Raw genomic sequence first — 24,524 nt, 5'->3', positions numbered from 1 at the left:
CAATCAAGCCGCTGTTGTTTAGGGTAACGGTTGCTCTGCGGGAAAATTTATGGCGAAAAGTGCTTTAAATTTTAATTTTTAGCCCTTCAGTTTGTGGCTGGCAGCGCGCTAGACGACAGGATTTAAGGAAACTTGAGGGCAAAAATAGTTTTATTTTTATATGTTGCGGAGGTTGGCGGGGCGCCGGAGAGGGAAGGATGTTATTGTTTTTGCCATAAAAAATGCCGTCCGGCCGGGTGGCGGGACGGCATGCGGCGAAGCGCCAGGGTTCAGTCCGCCACCACCACGCGGTTCTTGCCCGTTTGCTTGGCCTGGTACATGGCGCGGTCGGCGCGCTTGACCAGTTCGGCCTGGTCTTCGTTGGGCAGGCGCAGGGCCACGCCGGCGGAAAAGGTGATCAAGACTTTTTCGTTGTCGTGCAGGAAGAAATGCCGGGTCAGTTCGCGCTGCAAGCGCGTCATCGTCGACGAGGCGGCCTCGACCGTCGTTTCCGGCAGCAGGATGAGGAACTCCTCGCCGCCGAAGCGGGCGATGACGTCCATCGAGCGCAGGGTTTCCTTGACGATTTTGACCAGGTGTTTCAGCGCCGCATCGCCGGCCAGGTGGCCGTAGGTGTCGTTCAGGCGCTTGAAATCGTCGAGGTCCAGCATGGCGATGCACAGCGGCGTGCCGCGGCGGTCGGAGCGGGCCGTCTCGCGCTCGAACACGTCGTCCAGGCCACGCCGGTTCAGGCTGCCCGTCAGCTGGTCTTCCCGCACCAGCTCGCTCATATGCTGGAGCTTTGCTTCCAGCGTGTGGATGCGCTGTTCCGCATCCTGCACTTCCTGGCGCGCCAGCACCATCTTGTCGCGCGCGCGCAAGGCTTCGTTCTGCACCATGCGCGTTTCGCGCAGGACTTCGTCGAGAACGCTGTTCAGTTCGCTGATATTTTCCGCCTGGCTGATCTTTTCCGAATAGCCGCCGATCTTTTCATGGAAGTCGCCCGTGCTGGCCGCCACTTGTCCCAGGCGGTCGATGAAGGTCATCATCATGTTCTTGACCGTCAGCTTGACGTCGGACAGGCTGTGCTTGAGCTGGCCCTGCTTGTAGATGACTTCCTTCAGGCTGCGCGTGGCGTCTTCCAGCGCGCGCTGGTCGAGCGGGCCGGCGATCAGGTTTTGCACGGCATCGACCTGGCCGCGCAGCCAGCTGTCGTCGTCGAGCAACTGGCTGACGTTATCGAGCAGCAACTTGAACAGGCGCAGCAGCAATTCCTGCTGCTCGGCCGTGTCGCCGCTTTTCAGTTCGATCTGGTAGCACAGCTGTTTCAGGCGCAGGGCCGCTTCGTTCAGCGCTTCTTCCGTGTGGGCCAGTTTGATGGCCGCGCCCAGCGATTCGGCTTCCTCCACCAGCGCGGGCGTGCCCGTCAGCAAGGTGGCGACGGCAAAACCCAGGGTACGGCTGAGCAATTCACGCAGGGTGCGCGTCTGTTCGCCGTCCGGCAGGGGCGGCAATTCGATGCCGCCGCCTTTCTTGACCTGTTTTTCCGCCAGCTGCGCCAGGGTGCGCGCATAGCTGTCCCAGTCGCGCGCTTTCAGGGCGCGCTGGAAACGCCGGCCAAAGTCGCCCAGTTCGCCCGCCGATTCGCTCATCTTGGCGGCGAATTGCGTCAGGACATTCTCCGCGCCGCTCTCCGTGGGTGCGCTGGCGGCCAGCACGGCGCCAGGCGTAGCCGGCGTCTCTGCCGGTTCGCTGATGCCGGCGATTTCATTGTAGATATCGCGGTAGGCGCTTGGCGTGGGGGCGATGCGGCGCGTGGCCAGGCGGCGAAACGCTTCGCGGGCGATATCGGCCGGGTTCATCGCGGCGGTGGCGGTATTCGTGGCGCCAGCGGGAGCGCTTGCTGGGGAAGTTGGCAATTTACTGGACATGTAGGCACAGCCTTTTTAGATATTTCTCATTATCCTCATGATATGCGAGTTGGCAAAGAACTTATTGTGCGAGAAGCAAGGAGAAGTCCTGTCAATTCGCCCGATGCCAGCGTGCATGCCGCTTTGCCGTCAATCCACCAGCTGGTTGCGGATGGCGTAATGCGTCAGTTCGGCGCTGTTCTTGAGTTTCATCTTGACCAGCAAGCGGGCGCGGTATTCGCTGACGGTCTTCACGGACAATTTCAGCTCTTCGGCGATGGCGCCCACGGCCTTGCCGGAGGCGATCATGACCAGGGTCTGGTATTCGCGGTCCGACAGGGTGTCGTGCAAGGCCGTTTCGTGGTCTTCGCCCACCGTGTTGGCCAGTTCCTGCGCCAGCGAGGCGCTGATGTATTTCAAGCCCTGTGCCACCTGGCGGATGGCTGTGACCAGTTCGCGCGGCGCGCTCTGTTTCGTCAGGTAGCCGGCCGCGCCCGCCTTGAGCGAACGGATGGCGTACTGATCCTCGCGGTGCATGGAGAGCATCAGCACGGCCAGTTCCGGCTTTTCCTTCTTGATCTGCTTGAGCACCTCGATGCCGCTGCGGTCGGGCAGGGAGATGTCGAGCAGCAACACCTGGCATTTCGAGCCGCGGAACAGCTTGATGGCGTCGTGGCCATTTTCGGCCTCGCCGGCCACGATGATGTCCTTCGTGTCGGCGAGGATTTGCTTCAAGCCCTCGCGCACGATCGCATGATCGTCGGCGATGAATACCCGGATGGTGGCTTTTTCTTTCATGACTGCGTTGTTTCCTATCTAATTCACCCACTAGGCCGTGTCTGGCGACGGCCCGCTGTGCGCGGGCGCACTGGCTGCAGCCGCTATTATCGCCTCTCGCGCCGTGGTCAGCCGGATTTTTATGCTCAGGATGGTACCGCCGCCAGGCCCGTCCATCAGACTCAGGGTGCCGCCCAGCGCGCTGGCCCGTTCGGCCATGCCGCGGATGCCGAACGATTGCGGTTTGGCGCGGTCTGACAGACGCATGCCGACGCCATTGTCGGCGATCGACAGGCTGATATGCTGGCGCTGCCGGGCCAGGCGCACGCTGACCTTGCTTGCCTGCGCATGCTTGGCGATATTCGTCAGCGCCTCCTGGGCGATGCGGAACAGGCTGGTCGCCTGGTCCAGTTCCAGTTCGATATGCTGGCGGTTCGAAATGAACTGGCATTCGATGCCGGCCTGGCGCGCGAATTCCTTGACTTGCCAGTCCAGCGCGGCAACCAGGCCCAGGTCCAGCATGGAGGGGCGCAAGTCCAGCGAAATGCGGTGCACGGCGTCGATGCTGCGGTCGACCAGGGCGTCGACATAATCGGCCTTTTCCTGCAACTGCTGGTCGTCCGGCGGCAAACGGCGCACCAGCATGGCCAGCGCCATCTTGATGGCCGTCAAGTTGCCGCCCAGGTCATCGTGCAGTTCGCGCGCCAGGCGCGTGCGTTCGTGTTCCTTGACCTTGTCGATGTGCGCGGTCAGCTCGGCCAGGCGGGCGCGCGACTGGCGCACTTCGATCTGTTCGAGCCGGCTTTCCGTGATATTCGTCATGATGCCTTCCCACTGCACCGTGCCGTCGGCCAGCGCGCGCGGCGTGGAGCGCAGGTTGATCCATTTGACGTCCTTCCAGGCATCGATCCAGATGCGGCCCTCCCAGTTCCAGCTCCACAAGGCGCTTTTTGACGCCTGCATCGATTCCAGATACGAGGCGCGGTCGTCGGCCAGGATCAACTGGTAAAACAGTTCCGGGCGCGCGTGCAGCTGTGCCGGTCCCAGGCCAAGCAGGGCCTGGCAGCCGTCGCTCAGGTAGGGGAAGGCGGCGCGCCCATCCGCATGCAGACAGAACTGGTACACGAGGCCCGGCGTATTCGAGACGATGGCGTTAAAGCGCGACTGCACCTGCGCCAGGGCGGCGGCCGTCGCCTGCGGCGTGCGCAAGTCTTCGCCTTCGGCCAGCAGCAGGGCGCGGCCGTGGCGGTGGGCGCGCGACAGGTGCAGGCTGAGCGAATACAGGCTGCCATCGCGGCGGCGCAGCTGTACGTGCAGCAGGGCCTGCGCACCGATGCTGTCGTCCAGGGTCGCCAGCACGGCGGCCAGTTGCTGCGCATCGAGCTGCGGCGCCAGGGTGAAGGGCGTCATCGCCAGCAATTGCTTGCGCGCATACTGCAAGTTGTCGCAGGCGGCATCGTTGGCGTCGAGCAATTGCAAGCTGGCCGCGTCAAACAGGTAGATTTCCGGCGTCGCCGCGCGCATGGCGGGCGCCAGCCGGGGAGTGTCGTGCATGGCGTTGGCTTTCTTCATCAGCGGCGCGCGCGCCAGAAGGCGGCGAAGCGGCGCAGCACCCTGGCCGGGCGCGAACTGTGGCGCCCTGCGGCGGCGCGCGTACGCAGGCGCTGCCACCAGGCGCGGCGGGCGCGGCCCAGCGCGGCCGACAGGCGGCTGACACGGCGCCATGGGTGCGTGGCGCGCAGGCGGGCGATCCAGCGGTCCTTGGTTTCCATGAACAGGCCATGCCAGCGCGCAAACCACGGCAAACTCAATAGGGTGGGGCGCGTCAGCGAATACAGGCGCGCGACGGCGGCCGCGCCGCCCAGCTTGGCGATGACGATCACGCCGATGCCGGAAAACGCATGGCCGCGCGCGATCGCCAGCAGGGCCAGCAGCTTGACGGGGAACAGCAGCACGGCTGGCAGCACGAAGATGGCCAGCGCCCAGTACGGCGGCAGGCGCTTGATCCACGCTTCGAGCGCATGCAGGGGCGGAAATTGCGCGATCACCTGCATGATGCGCGCGCCGGTCGCCCACAGCCATTCCTCGATCAGCAGGCAGATGGCGGCCAGGTAGACCAGCGGCGCAAACAGCCAGCGCCTGACTCTGTAGAATTTTTTCATCCGTCTCCGTGTGCGGCGCAGGTTTGCCGCGATTGCCACGATGATACGTCAAAAAAGCCCGTTTGCCCCCGCATCGCGTGTGCCCGTGGCTCCCTGGCGGGGCTACAATAGGCAGATGAATAAAGCCTTTGTAAAAGAATCCGACAACGACGACGATGAAGAAGCGGCCGCGCTGGCGCTGGCCATTCCCGCCGGCGCCAAGAACTACATCACGCCGGCCGGTTACCAGCGCATCAAGGAAGAGCTGCTGCAGCTGATCGACGTCGACCGTCCGGAGGTGGTGCGCATCGTCCACTGGGCGGCGTCGAATGGCGACCGTTCGGAAAATGGCGACTATATCTACGGCAAGCGCCGGCTGCGCGAAATCGACCGCCGCATCCGTTTCCTCACCAAGCGCATGGACCTGGCCGCCATCGTCGACCCCAGCGTGCACCATGGCAACGATCAGGTGTTTTTCGGCGCCACGGTGACTTACCGCACCAGCGACGGCGAAACGCACACCATCACCATCGTCGGCATCGACGAGTTCGATCCCCTGAACGGCAAGATCAGCTGGGTCTCGCCCATGGCCCGCACCATCACCAAGGCGCGCGAAGGCGACGTGATCACCCTCACCACGCCGCAGGGCGAGCAGGAACTGGAGTTGCTGGAAGTGACGTATCCGGCGCCGGGGGAGGGGTAGTTTGCGGTGACGCTGGGTGGGTGAGGCGCGCGCAGGCACACTGATTCTTTAGTTGCTATCAGGAGTTGTCATGCCCCGCCGCCTCCGCCTCGCCTTGCCCGGCGTTCCCTTGCATGTGGTGCAGCGTGGCGTAAATCGCCAAGCCTGCTTTCTTGATGGACAGGACAAGCAGCGTTATCTGGATTATTTGCGCAGTTGTTTGGCGCTTGCGCCATGCCAGTTGCATGCCTATGTGGTCATGAGCAATCATGTGCATCTCTTGCTTTCCACGCAAAGCACAGTTTTCCTGTCGTCGCTGATGAAAATGCTGAATCAGCGTTATGTCCAGTACTTCAACTGGCGTTATGGCCGCACCGGCAGCTTGTGGGAAGGTCGCTACAAGTCTTGTCTCGTGCAAGAAGAACGTTATTTATTGATTTGCCAGCGCTATATCGAACTCAATCCCGTCAGGGCCGGTATCGTGGCATTGCCTGGGCAATATTGCTGGTCCAGCTATCGGAGCAATGCGCAGGGCGTACATGATGATCTGCTGTCTCCGCACTCCTTGTATTTGACGCTTGGACGTGACGTGTCTGAACGGCAAGAGAAATACCAAACGTTATTTCAGGATGAGTTGGGCGAGCGTTGCATTGGACAACTGCGAGAGGCAGTCAATGCCGAATTTGCCGTAGGCGATCAGGCGTTTTTACGGCGAGTCGCGGAAATGCGCCGGTAGTCCGCAGTGGAGATCAGGGGGCAGACCCGGCGGGTCTGACCCCTGTTTTTTGCTGCGTAAATGAATTACGTTCGAACCTGCAAAGCGTGAGAGCCGGGGTCAGTCGCTTCGCGATTGGAATGCGCCCCATTGGGACGTATTCCCCCGGCGGGTCTGGCCCCAGCTTTTTGCCAACAATTCTTAGTTGCGCTCGCGCAGGATGCGATTCACGCCGGCCACTCTGCGCACATTGCGCAGCAGGGCGGCCAGGTGGACCCTGTCCTTGACTTGCACGGTGAAGCGCAGCTGGTCGAGGACGTTGTCCTTGTCTTCGTCCATGCCCACATAGATGATGTTGGCGTCGGATTCGCCGATTTCGGCGGCGACTCTGGCGAGGATGCCCCGTTCGCTGTTGATCAGCACCTTGATGCGGCAGTCGAAGCGGCGGTTCAGTTCGGTGCCCCAGCGCACGGCGATCCAGCGGTCCGGTTCCTTGGCGCGCTGGCGTTTCGCTTGCGAGCAGTCGCTCGTGTGCACCAGCAGCCCCTGGTCGCGGCGCAGCTGGCCGATGATCTGGTCGCCGGGAATCGGCAAGCAGCATGGCGCCAGTTGTACGGAGACGCCTTCGCTGCCGCAGATGGTGACGGGGTCGAGCTCGCTGCCGCTATTGTGTTCCACCGGCATGCTGGCCGCTTCGCCGCCAATCAAGCCGAAGATGTGGCGCGCCACCAAGGTGGCCATGCGCTTGCCGATGCCGATGTCCGCGTACAGCTCGTCCATGGAATTGGCGCTCGACTCGTTGAGCAGGCGTTCGACCAATGGCGCTGGCAGGTCGGCGTCGATGTTCAGGGTCTGCAGCGCCTGCGACAGCAATTGCTGGCCCAGGGCGATCGATTCGGGCAGGTTGATCGTGCGCAGATGGTGGCGGATGGCCGAACGGGCCTTGCCGGTGCGCACGAACGACAGCCAGGTCGGGCTGGGGCGCGACGAGGAATCGGTGATGATTTCGACGATGTCGCCATTGTGCAGCTCGGTGCGCAGGGGCGAGGTTTCGTTGTTGATCTTGACGGCCACGGTCTGGTCGCCGATGCCCGTGTGGATCGAATAGGCGAAGTCGATGGCCGTGGCGCCGCGCGGCAGGGCGATGATCTTCGACTTCGGCGTAAACACGTAGACGGAATCGGGGAACAGGTCGACCTTGACGTGTTCGAGGAATTCGGCCGAGTCGCCCGTCTGTTGCTGGATGTCGAGCAAGGATTGTAGCCACGCATGCGTGCGCTGCTGCAAGTCGGACGGGTTCGATTCGCCGCTCTTGTACAGCCAATGCGCGGCCACGCCGGACTCGGCCGTGCGGTGCATTTCCTGCGTGCGGATCTGGAATTCGACGGGCGTGCCGTACGGGCCGATGACGGTCGTGTGCAGCGACTGGTAGCCGTTCAGCTTGCGGATCGCGATGTAATCCTTGAACTTGCCCGGCATGGGCTTGTACAGGCTGTGCAGGGTGCCCAGGGTCACGTAACAGTCGGCAAAGCTGCCCACCACCACGCGGAAGCCGTACACGTCCAGCACTTGCGAGAACGACAAATGCTTGCTGCGCATCTTTTTATAGATGTCGTACAGGGTCTTTTCGCGGCCCGTGACGTCGGCCTCGAGTTCGGCCATGGACAAGGTGCTCTTCACCGCTTCCATGATCTTGTTGACCACTTCGCGCCGGTTGCCGCGCGCCGCCTTGACGGCTTTCGCCAGCGTGCGGTAGCGCATGGGGTACAGGTGCGAGAACGACAGGTCCTGCAGCTCGTGGTAGATGTTGTTCAGGCCGAGGCGGTGCGCGATCGGCACATACACTTCCATGGTCTCGCTGGCGATGCGGCGCTTTTTGGCCGCCGTCATGAAGTCCAGGGTGCGCATATTGTGCAGGCGGTCGGCCAGCTTGATGAGGATCACGCGGACGTCGGAGGCCATGGCCAGCAGCATCTTGCGGAAGTTTTCCGCCTGCGCTTCGATCTGGCTCTGGAATTCGATCTTTTCCAGTTTCGACAGGCCGTCGACCAGGTGCGCCACCGGCGCGCCGAAGCGTTCGATCAATTCATCCTTCTTGACGTCCTGGTCTTCCATCACGTCATGCAGCAGGGCGGCCATGATGGCTTGCGCGTCGAGCTTCCAGTCGGCGCAGATTTCGGCGACGGCGATCGGGTGCGAGATATACGGCTCGCCCGAGCGGCGCATCTGGCCCAGGTGCATTTCGTCGGAGAAGCGGTAGGCTTCCTTGACTTTTTTCAGGTCGGCGGGAGACAGGTATTCGGCCAGCTTGTCGGCCAGATGGCTGACGGAGGCCACGCCGAGGGCGGGCGCTGGCGGTGCTGCGGGGGAGTTGCTGCCGGACGTGCCGGCGCCGGGCGCGGAAGCGCCCTGTGATTTTGCCGCCTGGCGCGAGGCCAGGGGCGGCAGTGCTGCGGAAGTCGTGTCGGCTGGGGTCAGACTCATAAAACGTCGCGTTGCTTTACAGTGTGAATAAACGATACGGTAGAAGCAGGGGTCAGCACTGTTCCGGCACGCGGCTTCCCAATTACATCGGGACCTTTTTCAGCATTTCGATGCCGACTTTACCGGCAGCGATTTCACGCAGTGCGACAACGGTAGGCTTGTCCTTGGCTTCCACCTTCGGGGTGTGGCCTTGCAACAACTGACGTGCGCGATAGGTCGCAGCCAGGGTCAGCTGGAAACGGTTAGGGATCTGCTTCAGGCAATCTTCGATTGTGATACGGGCCATAGTAACTCCTAAATTGTGTGCGTGGTGCGGGGCGCTGTGTGAACTGGCGTGCAGAGACGATTATTCTGCGTGCAGGCCCAGCTGGGCGAATAGCGATGCGTTGCGGGCCGCTTGTTGCGCAAACCGGCAACGGGCCGCTCTCACGATCGCGCTCAGTTCGGACAAAGCGACCGTAAACTCTTCATTGATAATAACATACTCGAACTCGGGAGCGTGTGCGATTTCGCCGCCAGCCGCCAGCAGGCGGCGCGTGATCACGTGCGGCTCGTCCTGGCCGCGCTTGTTCAGGCGTTCTTCCAGCGCATCGATCGATGGCGGCAGGATGAAAATGCCGGCCGCGCGGGGAAATTGCTTGCGCACCTGGCGCGCGCCCTGCCAGTCGATTTCCAGCAGAATATCGGTGCCGGCGGCCATTTGCTGTTCCACCATGATGCGCGAAGTGCCGTAGTAATTGCCATGCACTTCCGCCCATTCCAGGAACTCGCCCTGGTCGGCGCGCGCGACAAAGTCTTCCGCCGTCGTGAAGTAATACTCGCGGCCATGCTGCTCGCCGGGACGCGGGGCGCGCGTGGTGGTCGAGATCGACAATTTGATGCCGGGCTCTTGCGCCAGCAATGCATTGACCAGTGTCGATTTGCCGGCGCCCGATGGCGCGGCGACCACGAACAGGCTGCCGGAGAAGGCGGTAGGGTGGCTCATGCGGATCTTTCCATATGCGTGTGATGGCGGCGTGTGCGCTTGCATGGGCGCCGCCCAATCCGGTATTTTACCAAGAGGCAAGGCGGTGAGCCAGCCCCGCGATGCGCCTTGCCGCCAGGCTTGTGCATATTTTGCTTGTTATCTTGAGGAAATAGTTATTTAATTTGGAATGGTTTTTTCTTAATAACTATTTGCCGACAGGATGCGCGCATGAAGAATTTCCCGTTTCTCAGTTCCGCCCAGGCCATGTTGCTGCTGCGCGTGGCCATCGCCGTGATGTTCATGGCGCATGCGATCACGCGCATCGCCAATGGCACCATTCCCCGCTTTGCCGGTTTCCTGGAAGACAAGGGGTTCATCTACGGTCTGGCCGTGGTGTGGGCGATTACCGTCGTCGAAATCGTTTGCGGCAGTTTGCTCATCGCCGGCAAGTACACGCGCTGGGCGGCGGCCGGGCTGATGGTGATCTGCATCGGCGGCATCGCCATCGTGCATGCGGCCAAGGGCTGGTTCGTGGGCGAGCATGGCGCCGGCGGCGTGGAATACAGCATCGTGCTGTTTGTCGCCTGCGTCGTCATCGCCGCCAGCGACAAGGGGCGCGCCGGAGCGCGCCTGGCCTGAAGGGAGCTTATTCCAGGTTCTGCACCTGTTCGCGCATCTGCTCGATCAGCAGCTTCAAGTCCATCGAGGCGTCGGCCAGTTCCTTGACGGACGCCTTGGCGCCCAGCGTGTTGGCTTCGCGGTTCAGTTCCTGCATCATGAAGTCGAGGCGCTTGCCCACTTGCCCGCCCTTGGTGAGGATGTGGCGCGTTTCGCCCAGGTGGGCCGACAGGCGCGCCAGCTCTTCCGACACGTCGATGCGGATGCCGTACAAAATCACTTCCTGGCGGATGCGTTCCATGGCGTCCTGGCGCGACAGGGCTGAATTCGAGCCCTGGCTGGCCAGGCCCAGCGCATCCTGCATGCGCTCGATGGCTTTTTGCTGGAAGGCCGCCACCACTTGCGGTATCAATGGCGTGATGCGCTTGACGATGGCTTCCATCGCTTCGATGCGCGACAGCAGCACGGCTTCGAGCGCGGCGCCTTCGCGCTTGCGGCTGTCGACGAAGGCCGCCACGGTACGCTTGGTCAGCGCGCCCACGTCCGCCTGCAGGGACTCCTGTCCCACTTGCGCTTCTTCGATGACGCCAGGCCAGCGCAGCAGTTCGGCCACCGTCATGACGGGAGCGGAGACAAAATGCTGGCCCACTTCGTTTTGCAGGCGCGCCAGTTCGGCCAGCAGGGGCAGGTTCAGCGCCTGCGTGCCGGCCGTCGCCGCCTTGCGGCCAAAGCTCAGGCGTACCTCGACTTTGCCGCGCGTGATGGCGGACATGACGGCGGCGCGCAAGTCAGGCTCCAGGGCCCGCAGATCGTCGTTGATCCGGAATTGCAGGTCGAGAAAGCGCGAGTTGACGCTCTTGATTTCAATTGTCAGTGTGCCTGCAGCACCTTCGCTGGTGGCAACCGCGTAGCCTGTCATGCTTGAAATGCTCAAAGGATTCCCCGATTTGGTCTTGTATACAGTCACTTATACACTTAATCAGCCAGCGCAGGCAATACCGCCCGCGCCGCAAAACAGACCGAAGTACACGATGGCCTGAAAATTGCTGAATAGTGTGCGTTTTACGGCATTGTAAAGAAAATTGTGTTTGGCGGGGCAGGATTGTAGGGATCATGTGTGTGCGGCCCGCCATTGCGTCCTGCGCTGTTGCATGACTGCAAATACACGGGCGCGCGGTGGTAAAATCGCTGCCGCAACCCCAATCACACAGGACACCCCATGACATTTGAATCCCGCCCGAGCGGCCGCACCGTCGACGCGCTGCGCGCCATCCGCATCACCCGCCAGTACACCAAGCATGCCGAAGGCTCGGTGCTGATCGAGTGCGGCGACACCAAGGTCATCTGCACCGCCAGCATCGAAGACAAGGTGCCGGGTTTTCTGAAAGGCAAGGGCCAGGGCTGGTTGACGGCCGAGTACGGCATGCTGCCGCGCTCGACGCACACGCGCATGGACCGCGAAGCGGCGCGCGGCAAGCAGTCCGGCCGCACGCAGGAAATCCAGCGCCTGATCGGCCGCTCGCTGCGCGCCGCCTTTGATTTGCAGGCCTTCGGCGAACGCACCCTGCACCTCGATTGCGACGTCATCCAGGCCGATGGCGGCACGCGCACGGCCTCGATCACGGGCGCCATGGTGGCTGCGTATGACGCGTTTTCCCAGCTGCAGGCGCGCGGCGCGATCACCGCCATTCCCGTGAAAAGCTTCGTCGCCGCCATCTCGGTGGGCGTCTACCAGGGCATGCCGGTGCTGGACCTCGATTACGTGGAAGACTCGGGCTGCGACACGGACATGAACGTGGTCATGACGGAAGCGGGCCACTTCATCGAAGTGCAAGGCACGGCCGAAGGCGCCGCCTTCGACCGCGCCGGCATGAACCGTTTGCTGGACCTGGCACAGGGCGGCATCGCCGACCTGATCGCCCTGCAGAAGCAGGCTTTGGGGATCTGATCTTTACATAGATTTACACATCGCTGCCCGCCACGCCGGGCAAAAAGCCCACACTTGCCGCCGTTGAGCGCGGCGGCGGGCCAAGGTGAGGGGAGCGCAAAAGGTTTACAATGTCGGCACTTCAACCGGACTACTGACATGACCCAACGCCTCATCCTCGCCTCCAACAACGCCGGCAAGCTCAAGGAATTCAACGAGCTGCTCTCGACCATCGGTTTTTCCGTCCACGCCCAGGGCGAGTACGCCGTGCCGGAAAGCGACGAACCATTCCACACCTTCGTTGAAAACGCCCTGCAAAAGGCGCGCCACGCGTCGCGCCTGACGGGCTTGCCGGCGCTGGCCGACGATTCCGGCGTGTGCGTCAATGCGCTCGGCGGCGCGCCAGGCGTGTACTCGGCCCGCTATGCGGGCGAGCCGAAATCGGATGCCGCCAACAGCGCCAAGCTGATCGCCGACCTGGAAGCGCATGCCGACAAGTCCGCCTATTACTACTGCGTGCTGGTGTACGTGCGCCATGCGGACGACCCGCAGCCCGTGATCGCCGATGGCCGCTGGAATGGCGAGATGATCGCCACGCCGCGTGGCAACGGCGGCTTCGGCTACGATCCGCATTTCTTCCTTCCCGCGCTGGGCAAGTGCGCGGCCGAACTGACGTCCGATGAAAAGAACGCGCTGTCGCACCGTGGTCAGGCCCTGCGCGCGCTGGTGGAAAAGCTGCGATGATCCCGATCAAACTGGTGGGCGCCGTTGCCAGGTCGGCAGCCAAGCCCGGAGCGTCGCCCGCGCCGCAGGCAGGCATTTCCGGCGTGGCCGGAGCGGCCCTGAAATACCTGCAGCCGGGCGCGCTGAACCTGACGGCCCTGCCGCCGCTGTCGCTGTACATCCATTTCCCGTGGTGCGTGAAAAAATGCCCGTATTGCGATTTCAATTCGCACGAGGTGCGCGGCGACTTGCCGGAAGCCGAATACCTGGCCGCCCTGCGGCTGGACCTGGAAATGGCGCTGCCGCTGATCTGGGGCCGCAAGATCCACACGATTTTCATCGGCGGCGGCACGCCCAGCCTGATGTCGGCGGCGGGCCTGGACCGGTTGATGTCGGACGTGCGCACTCTGCTGCCACTGGAGCTCGATTGCGAAATCACCATGGAAGCCAATCCGGGCACCTTTGAAGCGGAAAAATTCAAGTCTTACCGGGCCAGCGGCATCAATCGTTTGTCGATCGGCATCCAGAGCTTCAATGGCCGCCATTTGCAGGCGCTGGGACGCATCCACGACGACAACGAGGCGCGCCGCGCGGTGGAGATCGCGCACGCCAACTTTGACAATTTCAATCTCGACCTGATGTACGCGCTGCCCACGCAAACCCTGGCCGAAGCGCGGCAGGACCTGGAAACGGCGCTGTCGTTCGCGCCGCCGCATTTGTCGCTGTACCACCTGACGCTCGAACCGAACACCTTGTTCGCCAAGTATCCGCCGGTGCTGCCGGATGACGACGAGAGCGCCGACATCGCCGACATGGTGGCCGCGCGCGCGGCGCAGGCCGGTTATGGCCGCTACGAAGTGTCGGCCTATGCGCAGCCGGGTCGGCAGGCCAAGCACAACCGCAATTACTGGGAATTCGGCGATTATCTGGGCATCGGCGCGGGCGCGCATTCGAAGATTTCGTTCCCGCACCGCGTGCTGCGCCAGGCCCGCTACAAGCAGCCGCGTGCCTACATGGACGCGGTACTAGCCGGTAACCCGGTGCAGGAAGAGCGCGAACTGGCACGCGAGGAAATGGGTTTTGAATTCATGCTCAATACCCTGCGCCTGACGCAGGGCTTTGCGCCGAACCTGTTCGCGGAGCGCACGGGCCTGGCTCTCAACGCCATCGAGCAGCCGCTGAATGCGGCCGAAGCGAAAGGCTTGCTGTACCGCGACCACCAGGTCATCCGCCCGACGGCGCTGGGATTGTCCTTCCTGAACGACCTGCAGCAGATGTTCCTGGAAGACTGACGCTGCCTGATGCGCTAATGCGCGCTGGCGGCGCGCAGGCGCTGCAGCTTGGCCGCGTATAGTCCGTGCTCGCTGCGCGTGGTGCTGTTGTCCATCGCCAGTTCCAGCTGGCGTCCGGCCTGCGCCAGCTGTCCCATGCGCGCATACGCCTGCGCCAGCCAGAAGTGGAATTCATGGTAGTAGGGGTCGCGCGCGATCTCGCGCTTGAACAGGCGCGCCGCTTCCTGGTAGTCGGCCGTTTCCATGGCGCGCTGGCCCTGGTTAAAAAAGTGGAACGGCGGCTCTGGCTGCAGGGCCAGCAATTTGCGCCGCAGCAGCTGCGCTTCGCCCGCGCGTCCCAGGCCGTCGAGCGCCTGCGCCAGGTTGGACAGCAGCACGGGGTTCGATGGCGAGCGCTCCAGTGCGTAAGCGAGCGTGCGCCGCGCCGGTTCGGTATCGCCGTGGCGCAGCTGGATGATGCCCATGGTATTGAAGGAGCCCGCAAACGTGGGGTCTTGCAGGATGGCGGCGCGGGCATACCAGTAGGCTTGATCGAGCTCGCCGCTGGCCATGGTTTCGGCGGCGCGATTGTTGAGGTACATGGCCAGGATGGTTGCCTCGCGCACTTCCTGCGTGCGCTGGCCGACGAGGTCTTCGCCGGGCAGGAAGTCGATGAGCAGGATGGCATCGGAATCGTAGCCGACCGCATTGCTGAGGGGGCGGCGTTCCAGCGCGAGATTGACGTGGCCGGCGACGAAATACATGTCACCGCTGCGGCTCCAGCTCTCTTCGCCCAGGACCACCTGGTAACGTACTTCCAGCCCCATCTCCTTGGCCAGTGCCGCCGTCATCAGCACCAGCGACAGGCAATTTCCGCTGCGCGCATCGAACGCTTGCGCCGCCGTGCGCGTCATGGCGGCATCATATTCCAGCTGCAGCCCGGCCCGGTTGCGCAGGGCATCGGCCAGCGCGCGGCGGGGATTCTTGCTGCGCGCCTCGCGCGCGATATCGACACGCACATAAAGCCGCATGGCCTCGCTCATGGCAAACGCCTGCTGCGGGTCGACCGGCACGGCCGGCGCGGCAAAGCTGGCATCGTTGAACAGGTCGGGCGGAGGCGGCGTGACGGGGGCCGTGGCGCAGCCGGCAAGGGCTGCGCACAGCAGCAAGGGGGACAGGAAGGCCAGGCGCAGCTGTTCTCTGATACGTTTCATGTTCGTGCTCCCGCAGAGCGATGTCAGGCGCAACACGTATTGCTGCCGGTGGAGCGCCATGCCACCTGAAGCCAGTATCCTCGCGCGCCACGGCGCTGTCAAACCATTTTGACGGGCCCTGTTGCCCGCCTTAAAACTCTTCCCAATCCTGCTCGCCAGCCACCTGCGCCTGGGGCTTGCGCGGGGCTGGCGTACTCCTGGTTGCGATGCTGGGCTTCCTGGCGGTGGCGCTGTTGGCCGCCGGCTTGGCCAGCTGGGTGGGCGCCGGCCGCGCGGTGCGCACCGGCGCCGCCGCGGCCGTGTGTTCGAGCTGGAAGCCGGCCGCCACTTGCGCCAGGCGCGCCGCCTGGTCCTGCATGCTTTCGGCCGCTGCCGCCGCTTCTTCCACCAGGGCCGCATTTTGCTGCGTCACCTGGTCCATCTGCGCGATGGCCTGGTTGACCTGGTCGATGCCCATGCTTTGCTCGGCGCTGGCGGCAGTGATTTCGGCCATGATGTCGGTGACCCGGCGCACGCTGTCGACCACTTCGCCCATGGTGTTGCCGGCCTGCTGCACCAGCCGCGTGCCGTTGTTGACCTGCTCCACCGAGTCGCCGATCAGGGTCTTGATTTCGCGCGCCGCCGCGGCCGAGCGCTGCGCCAGGCTGCGCACTTCCGTGGCGACGACAGCAAAGCCGCGCCCCTGCTCACCGGCGCGCGCCGCTTCGACGGCCGCGTTCAAGGCCAGGATATTCGTCTGGAAGGCGATGCCGTCGATGACGCCGATGATGTCGACGATTTTCGTCGATGCCGTATCGATGGCGCCCATGGTGTCGACCACCTGGCTGACGATGCTGCCGCCCCGTTCGGCCACGCCGGAGGCGGCTACCGCCATCTGGTTGGCCTGGCGCGCATTGTCCGCATTCTGCTTGACGGTGCTGGTCAGTTCTTCCATCGACGACGCCGTCTCTTCCAGCGAACTGGCCTGCTGCTCCGTGCGCGCCGACAGATCCTGGTTGCCGGCGGCGATTTCGCCCGACGCCGTGGCGATCGCATTGGTGCCCGTCTGCACTTCCGACACCACCTTGCGCAGTGCCTCGTTCATGCCGTGCAGCGCGCGCATCAGGTCGCCGATTTCATCGCTGGCGGGCGCGCCGAAATGCGTGCGCAAGTCGCCATCGGCCACCGTTTCGGCGACCTTCACGGCGGCCTTCAATGGTTGCGTGATCGAGCGCGTGATCAGCCAGGCGCAGACGCTGCCCAGCGCCACCACCAGCACGCACAAGGTCAGCAGCAGTGTGAAGCTGCGCCCGTTGGCCGCCTCGATCGCGTGCGCCGTGGCGTCGATGGCCTGGCGCTGCTGCGACAGCAGGGCCTTGACGTTGTTCTGGTATTTGGCGGCGGCCGGCGCGAAGCTGTCGCGGTAAGTGCTTTCCGCCTGCGCCGCGTCGCCGGCCTTGCGCGCATTCATCACCAGGGTCTTGGCGTCCTGGTACTTGACGCGTTCGGCGATGGACGATTTGAAGATGGCTTTTTCCTCGTCGCTGTCGAGCAGCGCCTCGATTTTCTTCAGCAGTTCGCTGCCCTGTTTCGTGCTGTCGGCGATGGTGTCGGCAAACACGCTGGACAGGGTTTCATCCGTGCTTTTGGCGATCATCGACGTGCGCGCGATGGCCGAATAAATCAGCACGTACCAGTCCGAGACGAGGCGTTCCTTGGCCAGCGGTTTTTCCATCATTTGCCGCGTCGCTTCGGCATTCACGTGGGCGCTGTACAGCGCGTACGAGGTGGAGATCACGGACAGCAGCAGCACCAGCGCGAAGCCTGCAGCCAGGCGCGTGCCGATACGAAGGTGGGAGAGGGCGTGCATGGTTGGAGCTCCTGTCGCAGAGGGGATTTAATTGCCTGTGCGACATAGTATGCACTGATAAGTGACCAATAGGCGAGGGAAAAGCGCGCTTGTTTTGGCACCTGTTGCAGTCTCGCCCGTGCTACAGGTCGAGCGCCTGGCGCAGGTCGGGCTGCTCGGCCCAGCGGGCGAAGGCGGCCGCCATGCGTTCGCTTTCCGCGATGGCGCGGCGCCAGTCGCGCATGCGCGCCGCGTGGTCTTGCCCGTAGTGGGGGAAGTCGCGCCGGTCCGGCAGTTTGCCGTTCGGCAGGCTGGCCACGAAGGCGGGCGAGGGCGAGACGAGGATCATGTTGTCGAGTGCGCTATCGCCGCTGCGCGCGCGGCGCCAAGGCATGGCCTTGTCCAGCCAGCCTGGCACGATATGGTCGGCAAAATGCGGGTACAGCACCAGATCCGGTTCGCGCTGGTAGGGCAGGTGCAAATGGTAGTCGACCAGGCCGCCGTCCCAGTAGCGCCCGGGCGGCGCACCGGCGATGTCCGTCACGGCATCGAGCACCAGCGGGATGGAACCGGAAGCGAGCAGCGCGTCGCGCAGGTTCTCCTGCGCCAGCGGCACGAAGTGGGAATGAAAGGCGTCGAAGCGCGAGCGCAGCCAGCTGGCGCCATCCGGCCCGGCATGGAACACGGCGCGTTCCAGCGAGGCGGCCAGGCGCGCGCGCGCCACGGCGTTGCCGGCGGCCGCCAGCAGGAAGCCGCGCCGGTCGCGCCATTTGCCCGGCTGCGCCAGCGCGCCGACGCCGCGCACGGCCAGCACCGACAGGCTGTGGCGCTCGTGCTGCAGCAGCTGCGCATCCTTGCCATCGAGGACGGCGTCGAGCAGGGCGCGGCAGGTGCGGCTGACGTGCGCCGCCTCGGGCTTGTCGGGATAGCGCTGGCCCACGTATGCGCGCACCAGGCGGCGCTGCGCGGCCACCGGGTCGGGGAACACGGCGGCGGCCATGCGCCAGGCGCCGATCGAGGCGCCGACGAAGTGGCGCGGGCGCGGCGCCTGCGCCAGAAAATCACCGAACAGCCAGCAATCGAGCTGGTGCAGGATCAAGCCTTTCGGCCCGCCCGCGGCGGCAGGGACGATGGCGATGTCGCTGGCGCGCAAGCCGTTTTCGGCAATGCGGGCGCGGGCGCGGCGGCCCAGGCGGATGGTGATGGCGGACGAAGCAGGCAGGGTGAAGGACATGCGCGTGGCGGCTGGTGGCGATTGCCTATTGTAGCGATTGTAGCGTCATGCCGTGCCAAAGGACGGTGGCAGGCGTGCGACAGTTGAGAGGAAAAAGCAATATTATTTGAAAACTAAAGATGCATTGCAAGCGTGCCGTCCTTGCCTTTTTTTGACTGATAAGAGATACATGAAAAAACCAATCTGCACCTCCTTCCTTGTTCTGCCAGTCTTGCTGGCTGCCACCCTCAGTGCCTGTGGCGGCGGCTCTTCCTCCTCCGATGCCCAGGTTGCCGCGAATCCGGCCCAGCCCGTCAATCCAGTCCCTCCTGGGACACCGGTCATTCCGCCGCCCGCCGGCAGCGACACGGGCAGCGTCAACGCGCCGTTTGCGAAAGGGCTGAGCCCGCGCTACCTGCTGCTGGCCGTTGCCAGCCAGGCTTACGGTACCTTGGGCAGCGTGGCGCAAGACAGTTCCGGCGCCCTGAGCGAGATCTCGGGCGCCAGCTTCAGCGGCACGCCCGCCATCACGCGCGACATTGTCGGCGATGCGGCATTTGCGCAGGGACGGTGGTTCACCGGCACCCTCACGCGCAGCAGCGGCAGCACGGTCATGAGCGGCAACAATGCCAGCGCCCATTACAGCGTCTACAACACGGTGGCCGCCTTGCCCTTCTCCGGCACCTTCCAATGTGATGCGGGCAAGTTTACGGCGCCCAGCTATACGGGCGGCGCCAGCGTGCAGCAGGACGGCTATTACGGCACGGCAAGCGGCAGCGCCACCTTGTCCTTTGGCGCCGCGGGCGCCGCGCTGGCCATGACGGTCGATGCCACGGCCGGCGGCAGCACCGGCAAGGCCAGCGGCAGCGGCACGATCAACACGCCGGCCATGACGGTCATCAGTGGCGGCTTCCTGGGCGGCAGCTCGGGCATGCTGCTGGCGCTGGGCGACGGCGGCACGGGGAGCTACCTCGTCACGGGCGGCTACAAGGTGGTCTTGGCGAATGGCGCCAATTACCAGGGCGTAGCCACCTTCCGCTGCTCCTGATCACGCGGGCATGAAAAAAGCGGCGCCGTGCATTGCACGGACGCCGCTTTTTTTTGCGGTGAGGATCAGCGATTAACGCAGTGCCGCGACCATCTGTTTCAGCTTGCCGGAATCGACGCAGAAGGCGCGGATGCCTTCGGCCAGTTTTTCCGTCGCCATCGCGTCTTCATTCATCATGAAGCGGAAGGCTTCTTCGTTCAGCGACATTTGCACGATGTTGGTCGACGGCGCCGCTTCGGCGCTCAGCTTGCGTTCCACCGGCGCATCGCTGTCGGCCAGCTTTTGCAGCAGGTCGGGGCTGATGGTGAGCAGGTCGCAGCCGGCCAGTTCGAGGATTTGCGACGTGTTGCGGAAGCTCGCGCCCATCACCTCGGTCTTGTAGCCGAACTTGCGGTAGTAATTGTAGATGCGGCGGACCGATTGCACGCCCGGATCTTCCGCGCCCATGTAGTCGATGCCCGTCGATTTCTTGTACCAGTCGTAGATGCGGCCGACGAACGGCGAAATCAGCTGCGCGCCCGCTTCGGCGCAGGCGATGGCCTGGGCCAGCGAGAACAGCAGGGTCATGTTGCAGCGGATGCCTTCCTTTTCCAGGATGGCGGCGGCGCGGATGCCTTCCCAGGTGGAGGCGATCTTGATCAGCACGCGCTCGCGGGCAATGCCGGCGTTCGAATACAGGGCGATCAGGTCGCGGCCCTTGGCGACAGTACCTTCCGTGTCGAACGACAGGCGCGCATCGACTTCGGTGGAGACGCGGCCGGGGATGGTTTGCAGGATTTCCACGCCAAAGGCGATCAGCAGGCGGTCGATGATTTCGGCGGTCGAGGCGTTCGGATGGTCGCGCACGGCCTTTTCCAGCAGCGGCTTGTATTCATCCTTTTGCACGGCCTTCAGGATCAGCGACGGATTCGTCGTCGCATCGCGCGGCGTGTAAGCCTGGATCGATTGGAAGTCGCCGGTGTCGGCCACCACGGTAGTAAATTGCTTCAGTTGTTCGAGTTGGTTCATGGCTGCACGGGAAAGAGTGAATGGGCTTGCCGGAGTATTGTACCGAATCCATTGCCCGAAGCACCGACTATTGTCTCCCCCGCGCACTACTTGTTCAATTGAATCTTGCTTTTTTGAGAACTCGCGCATAATTGCCTGGACTTGTTTATTTTGCACATTGTTTTGATAAGCAATGTGTGATGCCACTTTCCAGATGAAGAGCATCCTTTGACACAAGATATCGTTAGCGCGGTAGCCGCCTTCAATGGTGAGACGCGTCTGTATGCATTGTCCATCGGCGATGATGGACAGGACGGCGGCTTGCTGGTCGAAGCCTTCGCCGCCGATGACCGGCTGCAGGCGGTTGGCGCGCGCGAGATTATCGCCTTGTCCACGAATGCCCATGTTGCGCTGGCCTCCCTGCTGGGCCAGCCTGCCAGCCTGCATATCAGCCTGGCCGACGGCACGCGCACGCAGTTTTCCGGCTATATCAGCGCAGCGGCCATGCTGGGCAGCAATGGCGGCCTGGCGCGCTACCGCTTGCGCATCACGCCCTGGCTGTGGCTGCTGACGCAAGTGCGTAACAGCCGCGTATGGCAAGACCGGAGCGTGACGGCCATCGTCGACGAGGTATTGCAAGCCTATGCGCCGCATGCCCTGTGGCAATGGAGCGACGAGGTGGCGCAGTGCATGCGGCAGGCGGGCGAGCGCAGCTATTGTTGCCAGTACCGGGAATCGGACTACGATTTCGTGCGCCGGCTGCTGACGGAAGAGGGCATCGCCTGGCGCTTCGAGGCGCACACGCTGATTTTGTTCGCCGACAGCAGCCAGCCCTGCGCCACGCCCGAGGACGCCAGCAGCGCGCAAGGCGGCGGCTTGCGCTTTCATGGCGCCAGGGCCGGCGAAGCGAGCGACAGCGTGCAAGCGCTGTGCGCGCGGCGCAGCCTGCACGTCGGGCTGAGTAGCGTACTGAGCTACGATTACAAGGCCAAGAAGGCGGTCGCCGCCAGCGTGCCGACGAATCTGGCCATCGGCGGCAAGCATGCCACCGTGCTGGAAAGTTACGATACGCCGGGCCAGTACTGGTATGCGAATGGCGCGCAGGCGCAGCACTATGCCGCGCTGCAGATGCAGTCGCGCGAAGCGCGCGCCCAGTTGTGGCAGGCGCGCTCGACGGTACGCACCCTGCGCGCCGGCACGCGCTTTACCCTGACGCAGGGGCCGTTGCCGCAGGCCGACGGCGCCGCATCCGACTATGTCGTGCTCCGCGTGGCCAGCATCGGCATCAACAACCTGCCGGCGCCCGCGTCGCAGGCGCTGGCAGAACTGTTCGGCCCAGTGCCCGAACTGCTGCAAGAAGCCATGCCTGGCCTGGGCGACGGCTTTGCCGACTTTGCCGCCGCGATTGCCCAGGCGAAAGCCAGCGGTTACGCCAACTGCATCGAGATGCTTGCCGCGGCAACGCCATGGCGCCCCGTGCATGACGGCGGCGACGCGCGCCACCACCCGAAACCGACGGCCTGCGGCAGCCAGAGCGCCATCGTCGTCGGCGCCGACGGCGGCACCAGCGCCAGCGGCGGCAGCGAAATCCATTGCGACAAGCTGGGCCGGGTGCGCATCCGTTTCCACTGGCAACTTGACGGCAGCGCCACCTGCTGGGTGCGCGTGGCGCAGCGCTCGGCCGGCGGCGGCATGGGCAGCCAGTTCCTGCCGCGCATCGGCCAGGAAGTGCTGGTGCAATTTCTGGAAAACGATATCGACCGGCCCATCATCGTCGGCGCCCTGTACAACGGGCAAGGCGAGGGCGGCGTCGCGCCCACGCCCGGCGGCATCACGGACAAGCCCGCGGACGCCAGCGTCTTCGAGCCGGCGCGCGACCATGCGCCATCGGCGCAGGGCAACGTGGCTGGCGGCAACAGTCCGCTCTGGCATGGCGCGGCTGGCGGCAGCGCGGGCCACCGCAACGGCGCGGCGCAATGGGGCATCCGCAGCAAGGAATTCGGCGCCGCCGGCTCCGGCTCTGGCTACAACCAGTTGCTGTTCGACGATACCGACCAGCAAGGGCGCATCCAGCTCAAGAGCAGCCATGCGGCAAGCGAACTCAATCTTGGCCACCTGATCCATGCGGCCGACAATTACCGGAGCAGCCTGCGCGGTACGGGCGCCGAGCTGCGCACGGACGCTTACGGCGCCGTGCGGGCCGGCGCCGGCCTGCTCATTTCCAGCTACCTCGTCAACCACGACGCGCAGGCGCGCGATCCGGCCGGCGACAATGCACCGGGCATGGTCTTGCTCAAGCAGGCAGCCAAGCTGGGTGCAACCTTCAGCGCCGCCGCCGTCACGCACAAGACGGTCGCGTATGCCAGCCACCTGGGCCCGGCCAAGGCGAATGCCAGCGTGCTCGACGAAAAGGCGGCGCCCTTGCCGGCGTTCCTGACCAGCGTTTCCGGCATGCTGAGCCAGGAAAATACGGCCGCCGCCAGGCGCGACGCGGCGGGCAAGCCGACCAGCCCCGGCGACGACAAGCTGCCGCACAGCAGCGACGCCATCATCGCCATCGCCGCCCGTGCCGGCCTGGGCGTGCTGGCGGGCCAGGATATCCAGCTGGTCAATGGCGAAACCACCTCCCTGATGAGCGGCCAGGACACCCAGTTCGTCGGCGGCGGCCAGCTGCGCGTGCACAGCGGCCAGGCCATCGGCGCGCTGGCCGGCGTGGTCAAGGCGGGCGAGAACAATATCGGCCTGCAACTGATCGCCGCCAAACAAGCCATCGACCTGCAGGCGCAGGCCGACGTGCTCAACGTGCAGGCGCGCGAGGAAGTCAATATCGTCAGCGCCGCCGCGCACATCGACTGGGCGGCGGCGAAAAGCATCCGCCTGTCGACGGCGGGCGGCGCCAACATCACCATCGAGGGCGGCAACATCACCGTGCAGTGCCCGGGCAAGATCACGGTGCATGCCGGCAAGAAGAGTTTTGACGGGCCGGAACGGCTGGCTTATCCATTGCCGGCGCTGCCTGCCAGCGTCTGCAAAGCGTGCCTGTTGGCGGCCTTGCGTAGCGGCAGCCCGTTTGTCGCGCCCACGGCAGCCTAGAAAAGGAGCCATGATGTACTTTGCCATCGATCTTCCTGACCCTGCAGTTCCAGCGCAGATCGCACAGCAACTGCAGGCCTTGTGCGCGGAAGCGGCGGTGGCGAACGGCGGCCAGCCCTTGCATTTGCTGGCGCTGCTCGACGGCGCCTGCGATGAGGAGTTTTTCACCAAGCGTTACCCGAGCCGTTTGCGGCGCCAGTCGCTGTATGCGCACACCTCGCTGCAAAACTTCAAGAGCGCCGCACCGCATTTAATGGCGGCGCCATCGACAAGCAGCGAGCAGGCCGAGTGGCTGCAGCGCCTGTTTTCGGTGTGTGCAGGCAAGCCCATGCTCAGCATCATCGCCAGCACGCTCGATATCGACCAGCTGGAGCAGCATCTGCGCCCCTATTTGATTGCCATCACGCCAGATACCGTCGAATGGCCCGTGCGCTGGGCCGATAGCCGCACATTGCCGGCCTTGCTGGCAGCCTTGACTGAAACGCAGTCCGCGCATTTGCTGAGCCCCATCTACCACTGGTGGTCGCTGCGGCGCGATGGTTCGCTGATCAGTTGGCAGGGCGAGGCGCAGCCCAGTCCCGTCCCTGCGGAGTTTGATAAATTCCCCCTCGGCGATGCCGCCTTCGCCGCCCTGGTGGATAGCGCCGAAGCCGACGCCATCCTTGCCAATCTGCATGATGTGCAGCCGGACCTGTTTCATTCCGGTACTCCGGCCCAGTGCCACGCGCGCGTGGCGCGTCATTTGTTTGTGGCAAACGCCAGCGGCATCGAGGCGGCTGGCCAGCGTCAGCATTTCAGCGCCCTGGCCTTGATGCTGGCCGATGATTTCACCTTGCATCCTGCGATGGCCAGCCTGTTGCGGCGCACGCGCCAGGGTGCGAATTACCTGTCCGAGCTCGACACGCTGCCCGACGATTTCTGGCAGGCGCGCTCGGCTGCCTAGCCAT

The 24,524-nt window shown here is 64.0% G+C and carries 21 protein-coding genes; 9 read left to right on the top strand and 12 right to left on the bottom strand.

Annotated features, from left to right (window positions below; translation table 11 throughout):
- Positions 1-269: 269 nt before the first annotated feature.
- The 4 genes from P9875_RS23760 to P9875_RS23745 form a co-directional block, all read right to left on the bottom strand.
- A complete protein-coding gene (locus tag P9875_RS23760) occupies positions 270-1,841 on the bottom strand; it encodes a diguanylate cyclase (protein ID WP_035821329.1) in 1,572 nt (523 codons plus the stop codon).
- 198 nt (positions 1,842-2,039) lie between these two features.
- A complete protein-coding gene (locus P9875_RS23755; protein WP_034753998.1) occupies positions 2,040-2,687 on the bottom strand; it encodes a response regulator in 648 nt (215 codons plus the stop codon).
- Positions 2,688-2,717: 30 nt separating this feature from the next.
- On the bottom strand, positions 2,718-4,238 hold the full coding sequence (locus P9875_RS23750) for a histidine kinase (RefSeq protein WP_278316777.1): 1,521 nt from the start codon (positions 4,236-4,238) through the stop codon (positions 2,718-2,720).
- A complete protein-coding gene (locus P9875_RS23745; RefSeq protein ID WP_278316776.1) occupies positions 4,238-4,828 on the bottom strand; it encodes a hypothetical protein in 591 nt (196 codons plus the stop codon). Before P9875_RS23745 ends, P9875_RS23750 begins: the two co-directional genes overlap by 1 nt.
- Before the next feature lie 115 nt (positions 4,829-4,943).
- Between P9875_RS23745 and greB the strand changes: the two genes are divergently transcribed.
- Both greB and P9875_RS23735 read left to right on the top strand, forming a co-directional pair.
- Positions 4,944-5,510, top strand: coding sequence for a transcription elongation factor GreB (gene greB / locus P9875_RS23740; RefSeq protein WP_278316775.1), 567 nt, complete (start codon positions 4,944-4,946; stop codon positions 5,508-5,510).
- Between the two features lie 70 nt (positions 5,511-5,580).
- Positions 5,581-6,225 (top strand): transposase, encoded by a 645-nt coding sequence (locus P9875_RS23735; protein ID WP_099403006.1) that lies wholly within the window; start codon positions 5,581-5,583, stop codon positions 6,223-6,225.
- 180 nt (positions 6,226-6,405) lie between these two features.
- On the opposite strand, the gene P9875_RS23730 is transcribed toward P9875_RS23735, so the two are convergent.
- The 3 genes from P9875_RS23730 to gmk form a co-directional block, all read right to left on the bottom strand.
- Entirely contained in the window at positions 6,406-8,688 is a 2,283-nt protein-coding gene (locus P9875_RS23730) for a RelA/SpoT family protein (protein ID WP_278316774.1), read from the bottom strand.
- A gap of 82 nt (positions 8,689-8,770) precedes the next feature.
- Positions 8,771-8,974, bottom strand: a complete 204-nt coding sequence (gene rpoZ / locus P9875_RS23725) for a DNA-directed RNA polymerase subunit omega (protein WP_010400723.1) — start codon at positions 8,972-8,974, stop codon at positions 8,771-8,773.
- 60 nt (positions 8,975-9,034) lie between these two features.
- The gene (gene gmk / locus P9875_RS23720) at positions 9,035-9,673 is read right to left on the bottom strand and encodes a guanylate kinase (protein WP_080753685.1); all 639 of its coding nucleotides are present in this window, start codon (positions 9,671-9,673) and stop codon (positions 9,035-9,037) included.
- A gap of 210 nt (positions 9,674-9,883) precedes the next feature.
- Here gmk and P9875_RS23715 point away from each other — a divergent pair, with 210 nt between their 5' ends.
- The gene (locus tag P9875_RS23715; RefSeq protein WP_081922562.1) at positions 9,884-10,294 is read left to right on the top strand and encodes a DoxX family protein; all 411 of its coding nucleotides are present in this window, start codon (positions 9,884-9,886) and stop codon (positions 10,292-10,294) included.
- A 7-nt stretch (positions 10,295-10,301) separates the two neighbouring features.
- Here P9875_RS23715 and P9875_RS23710 read toward each other — a convergent pair whose 3' ends face one another.
- A complete protein-coding gene (locus P9875_RS23710; protein WP_176390941.1) occupies positions 10,302-11,192 on the bottom strand; it encodes a YicC/YloC family endoribonuclease in 891 nt (296 codons plus the stop codon).
- Positions 11,193-11,492: 300 nt separating this feature from the next.
- Between P9875_RS23710 and rph the strand changes: the two genes are divergently transcribed.
- The 3 genes from rph to hemW all read left to right on the top strand — a co-directional run bounded on the left by rph (position 11,493) and on the right by hemW (position 14,215).
- Positions 11,493-12,221: a ribonuclease PH gene (gene rph, locus P9875_RS23705; protein ID WP_099403010.1), complete on the top strand. Its 729-nt coding sequence runs from the start codon at positions 11,493-11,495 to the stop codon at positions 12,219-12,221.
- A gap of 138 nt (positions 12,222-12,359) precedes the next feature.
- Positions 12,360-12,944, top strand: coding sequence for an RdgB/HAM1 family non-canonical purine NTP pyrophosphatase (rdgB, locus tag P9875_RS23700; protein WP_070281283.1), 585 nt, complete (start codon positions 12,360-12,362; stop codon positions 12,942-12,944).
- Positions 12,941-14,215, top strand: coding sequence for a radical SAM family heme chaperone HemW (gene hemW, locus P9875_RS23695; protein ID WP_278316773.1), 1,275 nt, complete (start codon positions 12,941-12,943; stop codon positions 14,213-14,215). Before rdgB ends, hemW begins: the two co-directional genes overlap by 4 nt.
- A 14-nt stretch (positions 14,216-14,229) precedes the next feature.
- On the opposite strand, the gene P9875_RS23690 is transcribed toward hemW, so the two are convergent.
- The 3 genes from P9875_RS23690 to P9875_RS23680 form a co-directional block, all read right to left on the bottom strand.
- Positions 14,230-15,408, bottom strand: coding sequence for a tetratricopeptide repeat protein (locus P9875_RS23690; protein WP_278316772.1), 1,179 nt, complete (start codon positions 15,406-15,408; stop codon positions 14,230-14,232).
- Between the two features lie 130 nt (positions 15,409-15,538).
- Positions 15,539-17,257, bottom strand: coding sequence for a methyl-accepting chemotaxis protein (locus tag P9875_RS23685; protein ID WP_278316771.1), 1,719 nt, complete (start codon positions 17,255-17,257; stop codon positions 15,539-15,541).
- 121 nt (positions 17,258-17,378) lie between these two features.
- On the bottom strand, positions 17,379-18,470 hold the full coding sequence (locus P9875_RS23680; protein ID WP_099403013.1) for a patatin-like phospholipase family protein: 1,092 nt from the start codon (positions 18,468-18,470) through the stop codon (positions 17,379-17,381).
- Between the two features lie 169 nt (positions 18,471-18,639).
- Here P9875_RS23680 and P9875_RS23675 point away from each other — a divergent pair, with 169 nt between their 5' ends.
- Positions 18,640-19,497, top strand: coding sequence for a hypothetical protein (locus tag P9875_RS23675; protein ID WP_158300202.1), 858 nt, complete (start codon positions 18,640-18,642; stop codon positions 19,495-19,497).
- Between the two features lie 72 nt (positions 19,498-19,569).
- On the opposite strand, the gene tal is transcribed toward P9875_RS23675, so the two are convergent.
- The gene (tal, locus tag P9875_RS23670) at positions 19,570-20,505 is read right to left on the bottom strand and encodes a transaldolase (RefSeq protein ID WP_035821310.1); all 936 of its coding nucleotides are present in this window, start codon (positions 20,503-20,505) and stop codon (positions 19,570-19,572) included.
- Positions 20,506-20,712: 207 nt separating this feature from the next.
- Between tal and P9875_RS23665 the strand changes: the two genes are divergently transcribed.
- Both P9875_RS23665 and P9875_RS23660 read left to right on the top strand, forming a co-directional pair.
- Entirely contained in the window at positions 20,713-23,577 is a 2,865-nt protein-coding gene (locus P9875_RS23665; RefSeq protein WP_278316770.1) for a type VI secretion system Vgr family protein, read from the top strand.
- Positions 23,578-23,587: 10 nt separating this feature from the next.
- Positions 23,588-24,520: a DUF4123 domain-containing protein gene (locus tag P9875_RS23660; protein ID WP_278316769.1), complete on the top strand. Its 933-nt coding sequence runs from the start codon at positions 23,588-23,590 to the stop codon at positions 24,518-24,520.
- Positions 24,521-24,524: the final 4 nt, after the last annotated feature.

The sequence above is a fragment of the Janthinobacterium rivuli genome, from assembly GCF_029690045.1.
Classification (GTDB): Bacteria; Pseudomonadota; Gammaproteobacteria; order Burkholderiales; family Burkholderiaceae_D; genus Janthinobacterium; species Janthinobacterium rivuli.
This window is presented reverse-complemented; position numbering and strand designations above follow the sequence as displayed.

Excerpts from the sequence above, each read along its gene's own strand:
- P9875_RS23760 (WP_035821329.1), bottom strand. The coding sequence starts at position 1,841 with ATGAACCCGGCCGATATCGCCCGCGAAGCGTTTCGCCGCCTGGCCACG.
- P9875_RS23755 (WP_034753998.1), bottom strand. The coding sequence starts at position 2,687 with ATGAAAGAAAAAGCCACCATCCGGGTATTCATCGCCGACGATCATGCG.
- P9875_RS23750 (WP_278316777.1), bottom strand. The coding sequence starts at position 4,238 with ATGAAGAAAGCCAACGCCATGCACGACACTCCCCGGCTGGCGCCCGCC.
- P9875_RS23745 (WP_278316776.1), bottom strand. The coding sequence starts at position 4,828 with ATGAAAAAATTCTACAGAGTCAGGCGCTGGCTGTTTGCGCCGCTGGTC.
- greB (WP_278316775.1), top strand. The coding sequence starts at position 4,944 with ATGAATAAAGCCTTTGTAAAAGAATCCGACAACGACGACGATGAAGAA.
- P9875_RS23735 (WP_099403006.1), top strand. The coding sequence starts at position 5,581 with ATGCCCCGCCGCCTCCGCCTCGCCTTGCCCGGCGTTCCCTTGCATGTG.
- P9875_RS23730 (WP_278316774.1), bottom strand. The coding sequence starts at position 8,688 with ATGAGTCTGACCCCAGCCGACACGACTTCCGCAGCACTGCCGCCCCTG.
- rpoZ (WP_010400723.1), bottom strand. The coding sequence starts at position 8,974 with ATGGCCCGTATCACAATCGAAGATTGCCTGAAGCAGATCCCTAACCGT.
- gmk (WP_080753685.1), bottom strand. The coding sequence starts at position 9,673 with ATGAGCCACCCTACCGCCTTCTCCGGCAGCCTGTTCGTGGTCGCCGCG.
- P9875_RS23715 (WP_081922562.1), top strand. The coding sequence starts at position 9,884 with ATGAAGAATTTCCCGTTTCTCAGTTCCGCCCAGGCCATGTTGCTGCTG.
- P9875_RS23710 (WP_176390941.1), bottom strand. The coding sequence starts at position 11,192 with ATGACAGGCTACGCGGTTGCCACCAGCGAAGGTGCTGCAGGCACACTG.
- rph (WP_099403010.1), top strand. The coding sequence starts at position 11,493 with ATGACATTTGAATCCCGCCCGAGCGGCCGCACCGTCGACGCGCTGCGC.
- rdgB (WP_070281283.1), top strand. The coding sequence starts at position 12,360 with ATGACCCAACGCCTCATCCTCGCCTCCAACAACGCCGGCAAGCTCAAG.
- hemW (WP_278316773.1), top strand. The coding sequence starts at position 12,941 with ATGATCCCGATCAAACTGGTGGGCGCCGTTGCCAGGTCGGCAGCCAAG.
- P9875_RS23690 (WP_278316772.1), bottom strand. The coding sequence starts at position 15,408 with ATGAAACGTATCAGAGAACAGCTGCGCCTGGCCTTCCTGTCCCCCTTG.
- P9875_RS23685 (WP_278316771.1), bottom strand. The coding sequence starts at position 17,257 with ATGCACGCCCTCTCCCACCTTCGTATCGGCACGCGCCTGGCTGCAGGC.
- P9875_RS23680 (WP_099403013.1), bottom strand. The coding sequence starts at position 18,470 with ATGTCCTTCACCCTGCCTGCTTCGTCCGCCATCACCATCCGCCTGGGC.
- P9875_RS23675 (WP_158300202.1), top strand. The coding sequence starts at position 18,640 with ATGAAAAAACCAATCTGCACCTCCTTCCTTGTTCTGCCAGTCTTGCTG.
- tal (WP_035821310.1), bottom strand. The coding sequence starts at position 20,505 with ATGAACCAACTCGAACAACTGAAGCAATTTACTACCGTGGTGGCCGAC.
- P9875_RS23660 (WP_278316769.1), top strand. The coding sequence starts at position 23,588 with ATGATGTACTTTGCCATCGATCTTCCTGACCCTGCAGTTCCAGCGCAG.